This is a genomic window from Streptomyces rishiriensis (assembly GCF_003112535.1).
GTDB classification, from domain to species: Bacteria; Actinomycetota; Actinomycetes; order Streptomycetales; family Streptomycetaceae; genus Streptomyces; species Streptomyces rishiriensis.
In genome coordinates, this window is record NZ_BEWA01000026.1 from 101342 (window position 1) to 108523 (window position 7182).

Below are 7182 nucleotides of genomic sequence, written 5' to 3' on the forward strand. Positions count from 1 at the left end.
GGCGTCCGAGACCGGCCCGTCGCGCTGACGAGTGAACGTATCGGCAGACGATCACTTGTCACAAGTTCATGCCGCGCAGATCACGTGAAGATCACAGAGTTGAGGACTGGTCACCTTTGCTACGCCGAATGGTCACACTCCGGCTGACATGTGATCAGACCCGGGCGGGTTATGTACCGGAACGCTCCGGAGTGAACTGCACCGGCAACGTCCGCAGTCCACGCATGATGAGCCCGCCCCGCCACCTCAACTCGGCCGGATCCGCCGCCAGTCGGAGGTCGGGCAGCCGGGTGAGAAGGGCGGCCAGCGCGGTCCGGCCCTCGAGCCGGGCCAGCGGGGCGCCCAGGCAGTAGTGGATGCCGTGGCCGTAGCCGAGGTGCTGGTTGTCACGGCGGGAGAGATCGAGCACGTCGGGGTCCGTGAAACGCGCCGGGTCCCGATCGGCTGCCGCGAGGACGACGAGGACGGGGTCGCCGGGCGCGATGTCCTGATCCCCGAGGCGCAGCGGCTCGGTCGCGTACCGCCAGGTCGCCAGTTCCACGGGGCCGTCGTAGCGCAGGAGTTCCTCGATCCCGGTCTCCAGCAGGGAAGGGCCGCCGCCGTCCTCGGTGAGCGACCGCTGGAGGCGGGCACGCTGCTCGGGGTGGGTGAGGAGGGCGTAGGCGCCGTTGCCGATGAGGTTGACCGTCGTCTCGAAGCCCGCGAACAGCAGGATGAAGGCCATGGCGGCGGCCTCGTTCTCGGTGAGGTGCTCGCCGTGGTCGGAGGCGCGGATGAGGCCGGAGATGAGGTCCTCGCCGGGGGCCGGCCGAGCGGGCAGCTCCGCGCGTTTGCGGTGGATGAGCTCCAGCAGATAGCCGCGCATCTTCTTCACCGACCGCGCGACGCCGCCGCGCGGCCCTCCGCCGTGCCGGATCATCATGCCCGCCCAGTCCCGGAAGTCGTCCTGGTCCTCGCGCGGGACGCCCAGCAGGTCGCAGATGGCGTAGATGGGCAGGGGGAAGGCGAAGTCGTGGATCAGGTCGGCCTCGCCCCGGTCCGCGAACCGGTCGAGGAGGTGATCGGTCAGCTCCTGCACCCGGGGCGCGAACTCGGCGACCCGGCGGGGCGTGAACGCCTTGCTGACGAGCCGGCGCAGCCGGGTGTGGTCGGGCGGGTCGATGTTCAGCAGATGCGTCATCAGCTCGGCCTTGCGCTCACCGGGGATGCCGGTCTTCCCTCTGGCGTGGGCCGGCTCGTCGTGGTGCGCGGGGTTCTTGGACAGCCGCTGGTCGGCGAGGGCCTCTTTCGCGTCGGCGTACCGGGTGACCAGCCACGCCTCGACACCGCTGGGCAGCTCGGTGCGGTGCACGGGGGCGTGTTCGCGCAGCCAGGCGTAGGCGGGGTAGGGGTCGGTGGCGAACTCCCAGGTGAACAGCTCGGGAGCGGGCGGGACGTCGGCCGGGGGGCGGGGCTGGTTGGTCACGCCTCGACGGTAGCGGGGTGCCGGGCGAGCACTGCGCGCGCACCCGGACGCCCCGGCCCGGCGGCCCTGCGCCGCCCAGGGCCGCGTCCGCGGACTCCTTCGCCCGCGGACTCCTTCGCCCGCGGCAGGGTGGTCGACCAGTGCGGGGTCGCGCCACTGCAGCCTGCTGCGGTGCCCGCCCGCAGCAGGCGCACCGGCAGCCGGTTCGCCGACGGCAGGTTCGCCGCAGGCAGCGGCTGCATCGGCAGCGGCGCACGGGCGGGCCCGAGCGCGACCGGGTCGGCCGCCTTCGGCGCGGGGCCGCCGTCGGGGCCGGGCGCCGCCCTCGCACACCGACGGCGGCCGGGAGCGGGAGCGGGCTAACCCGCCACCCCTTCGGCGGCCCGGATCGCGTCCCGGTACGCCCTGGCCGCCGCCCGCAGCGCCGCCTCGGGGTCCACGCCCTCGGCCTCCGCGCGGGCGGCGAGGGCGAGCAGCTCGTAGCCGATGCCGTCGGCGCCCGTCCCCCCGGATCCCGTGCCCTCTGCTCCCCTGCTTCCGGATCCCGTGCCCTCCGCTCCCCTGCTTCCGGATCCCGTGCCCTCCGCTCCCCTGCTTCCGGATCCCGTGCCGTCGGCTGTCGGGAGCGGCACGTCCAGGCCCGCCGTGCGGGCCCGTGCCACCAGCTTGGCGGCGAGGGCCAGTCCGGGCTGGTGCAGGGGGACGCCGTCCGTCACGGACGCGCGCCGTTTCTCGTCCGCCTTCGTGCGCAGCCAGTGCTCCTTGACCTCCTCCGGGGTCGTGGCCGTGGCGTCGCCGAAGACATGGGGGTGGCGGTGGATGAGCTTGGCGACGATCGTGCCCGCGACGTCGTCCACGGAGAACGGGGACTCCGCGTCCTCCTCGGCGATGCGGGCGTGGAAGACGACCTGGAGCAGGACGTCGCCCAGTTCCTCGCGGAGCTCGTCGCGGTCGCCGACCTCGATCGCCTCGACCAGTTCGTACGACTCCTCGACCGCGTACTTCGCCAGGCCCCGGTGGGTCTGCCGGGAGGACCAGGGGCACTCGGCCCGTATGCGGTCCATGACCTGGACGAGGTCGAGCAGGCGGGCTCCGGGCAGGTCGTAGGAGGCGGGGAGCAGCTCCAGCTCGGGCATCGTCACGCGGCCGGAGCCCGCCAGCCGGGCCAGCCCGTCCGTGAGGGCCGGCTCGCCCTCGCCGGTCGCCACGACCACGGCCGTGCGGCCGCCCGCGCAGGCGGCGACGAGGCCCTCGGCGGTCGGGGACGTCTCCTCGACCGTGAGTCCGGCGTCCCGCAGATAGGGCAGTTGCGGATGCGCGCCGTCCGCGCACAGCACCTGGTCCGCCGTGCGCAGGGCCTGCCAGGCGGGCCAGGACAGCAGGCCGGGGGCCACGCGGTGGCTGGTGGTGAGCAGGACGATGCGGCCGGGGGCCGGGGCCCCTTCGAAGACCGCGGCGGGGCCGCCGGCCGGGCGGCCGCTGGACGGGCTGGATGCGTTCACACCTCGAACGTAACCCACACCCGCCGACGGCCCCACGAGTTGTCCACAGGCCCGTCGCATTCGTCATACCGGCCGGGCCGACGGGACCGCGCCGCCGTCACGTCGTCTGCTTGCTTCCCGCCGTCCCTGTCTCGCGTACCCAGGGGGTCTTCGCGTCGACGCGGGAGACCTTGCGGGCGTCCCAGCTGCCGTAGCGCGGGTTGAGGTCGACGTCGAGGCTCTTGGACGCCTTGGACAGGGCGTTCCAGAACGCGGGCTGGCTGGTGTTCGTGCCGAGCCGGGTGGCGAGTTTCTGGGCCTCCAGCTGAAGGCGGAGGTTGTCCTCGAGGCGCTGCGGCGGGATGCCGTACTGCTGGAGCCACGCCTTCCGGAGCCCCTCCGCGCCGCCGGCCTGCTGTTCCAGGCCGGTCCGCATCTCCTGGACCTCGCGGGGCGTGACGGTGACGCCCGCGTCCTCGGCGGCCCGCTGCAGCACACGGTCGAGGACCATGCCGTGCAGGGTGTCGCGGGTGAGGGTGCCGGTCTGGGCGAGGGCCTGCGCGTACTGCGTGTCGTCGGTGAAGACGGCGCGCTGGGCGGCGCGGACCTCCTTCACCCGGCTCTCCAGTTGCGCGACGGTGATCCGCTGCCCGCCGACGACGGCCGCCGCGCCGGGATGCGCGTCGTTCCCGCAGGCGGCCAGAAGAGGGGCCGCCGCGATCACAGCGGACAGCAGGAGCGCGGTGCGACGACGGCGGTGCAAGGAAACCTCCCGAGGAGATTGTGCGACGGTGCACAAAGTCTTGCGGTGATCGATGGTAGGCAGTGGCAGGCCCGGGGCCAACCCATTCGACCAACGATTCACCAGGACTTCGGGCACCGCCGCGCCCGCTCGCCGCCCGCTCGTCGGTGCGAGCGCTCAGCCCCGCGCGTGGGGGCCGCGCTCAGCCGACCAGCGCGACCGGTGCGTCCCACGAGTCGAGGTCCACGGTGAGCGTGTAACCGCGGCGGGTCTCCTTGCTGTTGACCTGGTACTGGTGGCCGCGGCTGTGACCGGTGAACTGGGTGGCCCCCCAGGGCCAGTCCGTGGTCGTGGTGTCCTGCTTGTCCCACAGCGCGTACCACAGGTTGCCCGGCAGATCCGTCTTGTCGGTCGCGGTGGCGATCGCCTTCGCGCTGGAGCTGGTGAAGCCGTAGTAGCCCGAGCGGTAGGTCTTGGCGCGCAGCGTCTTGGTGAAGGAGCGGACGTAGGCCAGCACGGAGTCGTTGCACGACTTGTTCGTGATGTCGTACGCCTCCATGTCGAGGTAGATCGGGCTGCCCGTCTTCATGCCGAGGGCGGACGCCTTGGCGGCGGCGTCCGCCGCGTCGGTCGCGCCCAGGGAGGTGGCCGTCGCGGCGGTGATCTTCTCGGGGCTGGAGCCGGTCTGGCAGGGCGGCTGGGCGCCGACGTACAGCGGGATGAGGTTCCAGCCGAGCGCGTTGACCGACTTGACCCAGGAGGCGGTCAGGTTGGGCTGTGCGCAGCCGCGGTTCTTGCCGCCCACGTAGACCGCGGCGCCGCCGTAGTAGCCGTTGGTCTTCCAGGCCTTCATCGCGGCCAGCGAGGGCGCGGTGCAGGCGTCGAAGGCACGGCCGGTGTACGTCTTCTGGGCGGGCCAGACGGTGGCCGCCATCGAGGTCTGGGCCGCTATGCCCGCCCCCGCGAGGACGGCCGCGCCGGCCACGCCCCACGTGATGTATCTGCGCTTCCTGGACTGCCGGTGCTCGGCCATCCCCCACCCCATCGTTCGTGTGTGCGCACGGCGCCGGCGGCGCGTACGGCTGTGTCTCGCCAGGTCCTCCCGTGGCGCGCTGTGCGGCGCCGGAGTCCTGTGGTTCTGCGTTCGGGGCACGACGATACGGCGTCGTCTCGACGTCCTGGACCGCAAACGGATCGCACCGTACCCCGCGGCGTCCCCATGATCGGAAAACAGGGGTCCCGCAGAGCGGCAAGATTCAGCCATCCGATGGCAAAGAAGCGATGCTCCGACACGGTCCGCATCGCGGTCGGCCCGTGCCCTACCCTGGCTCCCTGGTGACTTGGGGGGCGACATGACGATGCCGACGACGGCGACGGGCGAGGACAGACGGCTGGAGGGCGGCTGGTTCCAGCGGCTGGCCTGGACGGCCCTGGTGTGGGGTTCACTGGGCTTCCTCGCGTGGGTGCCCTTCCTGTACGTGGCGATCCGCCGCGGGCTGCCCTCCGACTGGACGGCCGTCGGCGCGTTCTCCCTGTACGAGTGCGTGATCGTGACCATGACGGCGGTCTCGGACACCGACGACGCGGACGCCTACTTCGGCGTCACGTTCCTGACGGCCCTGGTGACGGCGACGGTGCTGCTGCTGTTCGCGGTCTTCGACCGGAAGTCCCAGCAGCCGGCCCCGGCGTACGGGGCGGCGCAGGCCAACCCCTACCAGCAGGGTTACCCCTACGGGCGGTAGCCGTGGCGGCCGCTGCCGCCGGGGCGTCGACGCCGGGGCAGTGCGGCGCCACGCGCGGGGAGACCCCGGCCGGCAGCCGGGGCTTCAGCCCGCGTGGAAGCGCCCCGGCGCCTTCGTGGGGTTGCCGCCGACGGGGAGCCTCTGGCCGGGGCAGGTCGTCAGGACCTTCTCCATGGCGGACTTCTCGGCCTCGGTGACCCACAGTTCGTACTTCTTCTTCACCGCGACCTGCGCCGCGACGTACGTGCACCGGTAGCCCTTGTCGGGCGGCAGCCAGGTCGCCGTGTCGCCGTCGCCCTTGGAGCGGTTGGTGCTCGCGTCCACCGCCAGCAGGTTGAGCGGGTCGTTGGCGAGGGCTATCCGCTTGCCCGCGTCCCAGTACTTGGCGCCCTTCTGCCAGGCGTCGGACAGCGCGACCATGTGGTCGATGTCGACCTTGCTGCTGCCCCGCCGGTAGGTCACCTCCTTGCCCGAGTACGGGTCGGACTCCAGCACGCCGTAGGACACCTTGCAGTGGCCGCCGGTGAACCTCACCCGGGCCAGGTCGCGCTTGAGGATGTCGTCCCGGGTTATCTCTATCTCCCTCGTCCATGTGATGCACATGAGGCACAGCCGTAACTCATTCCTGTCCCTCGCCGTTATCAGTCACGCCATGAGGCACATGAGTGACATCGGGGACAGGGAGAAGATTCCGTGACGTTACGCACAGAGAAGGCCGTATCGCCCATCACCGGAGAGATCACCTGGCTTTTGGTCGACGAGGAGACGTACGCGCCTCATCCCGAGGCCCGCGAGTTCTCCCTGTATCTGCGTGGAGCCGGTCGATCGCCACAGACACAGCGCGCGTACATCCCCAGAATCAGTCGCTTCCTCAACTGGTGCGCGGAGCGAGGCACCGACTGGAAGACCGTCCGACTCGGGGACATGAGCCGGTTCAAGTTCCACATTCAGCGGACACCGACACGCCATGGGCGGCCTCCGTCCGGCAAGACAGTCAACGCCACACTCACTGCGGTGTGCGAGTTCCTCCGCTTCTGCGCGGTCCAAGGCCATGTGGATCACGAGGTCGCAGCGCGCCTCAGCGAACCGCGCTTCCTCACCCATGCCCCGGCCGGCTTCGACCCCGGCGAGGGTGGCCAGCATTTGATGGTCAAAGCCCGTGTCCTCAAAATGCCGGAGATCGAGCGGGCACCACAGACTCTCACCGGTGCCCAAATGGATCAGATTCTCGATGCCGCTCGCACCGCGCGTGACCGGCTGCTGCTGACCGTCCTGGTGGAGGCGGGCCTCCGCATCGGCGAAGCCCTCGGGCTGCGGCGTGAGGACATGCACCTACTCCCGGACTCCACGCATCTCGGCTGCCGGACCGGTGGCGCCCACCTGCACGTCCGCCCCCGCCAGAACAACGAGAACGGGGCGCGCGCCAAGGCTGGCCGGCACCGTGCGGTGCCCCTCGCTCAGACCGCCGTTCACCGGTACCGCGAGTATCTGGCCGAGCGGGAAGACGTTTCCGGGGCGGCAGGCTGTGACTACGTGTTCGTGAATCTCGTCGGCGGCTGGGCGGGCCGTCCGATGTCGTACTCGAACGCGAAACAGGTCATCGAGCGCATCGGTGACCGTTGCGGCCTGCGTGCCCGGCCGCACATGATGCGGCACACAGCGGCAACCCGCTGGATCCGCAGTGGTGTGGCACCCGATGTCGTACAGACCTTGCTGGGGCATGCGTCGTCGGCCAGCACTGCTGTCTATCTC

At 71.2% G+C, this 7182-nt stretch carries 6 protein-coding genes and 1 pseudogene; 2 read left to right on the forward strand and 5 right to left on the reverse strand.

The genetic code is table 11. The features are described 5' to 3' along the window. Positions 1 to 169: 169 nt before the first annotated feature. The 4 genes from Sri02f_RS35810 to Sri02f_RS35830 all read right to left on the reverse strand — a co-directional run bounded on the left by Sri02f_RS35810 (position 170) and on the right by Sri02f_RS35830 (position 4721). Positions 170 to 1465 (reverse strand): cytochrome P450 family protein, encoded by a 1296-nt coding sequence (locus Sri02f_RS35810; RefSeq protein WP_109005490.1) that lies wholly within the window; start codon positions 1463 to 1465, stop codon positions 170 to 172. 359 nt (positions 1466 to 1824) lie between these two features. Then, complete coding sequence (locus Sri02f_RS35820) at positions 1825 to 2967, reverse strand: nucleoside triphosphate pyrophosphohydrolase (RefSeq protein ID WP_245970948.1); 1143 nt, start codon at positions 2965 to 2967, stop codon at positions 1825 to 1827. Positions 2968 to 3064: 97 nt separating this feature from the next. Further along, positions 3065 to 3709 (reverse strand): SurA N-terminal domain-containing protein, encoded by a 645-nt coding sequence (locus tag Sri02f_RS35825; protein ID WP_109005491.1) that lies wholly within the window; start codon positions 3707 to 3709, stop codon positions 3065 to 3067. Between the two features lie 181 nt (positions 3710 to 3890). Continuing rightward, complete coding sequence (locus Sri02f_RS35830) at positions 3891 to 4721, reverse strand: glycoside hydrolase domain-containing protein (protein ID WP_109005492.1); 831 nt, start codon at positions 4719 to 4721, stop codon at positions 3891 to 3893. 319 nt (positions 4722 to 5040) lie between these two features. Between Sri02f_RS35830 and Sri02f_RS35835 the strand changes: the two genes are divergently transcribed. Continuing rightward, positions 5041 to 5430 carry a hypothetical protein gene (locus Sri02f_RS35835; RefSeq protein ID WP_109005493.1) on the forward strand — a complete coding sequence of 130 codons (390 nt, stop codon included), beginning with the start codon at positions 5041 to 5043 and terminating at the stop codon, positions 5428 to 5430. Positions 5431 to 5514: 84 nt separating this feature from the next. On the opposite strand, the pseudogene Sri02f_RS35840 reads toward Sri02f_RS35835, so the two are convergent. After that, positions 5515 to 6000, reverse strand: a pseudogene (locus Sri02f_RS35840) (HNH endonuclease family protein); the annotation flags it as partial. 123 nt (positions 6001 to 6123) lie between these two features. Between Sri02f_RS35840 and Sri02f_RS35845 the strand changes: the two are divergent. Continuing rightward, positions 6124 to 7182, forward strand: a 1059-nt coding sequence (locus tag Sri02f_RS35845) for a tyrosine-type recombinase/integrase (protein ID WP_109005494.1), incomplete at its 3' end; no start/stop codon positions are given.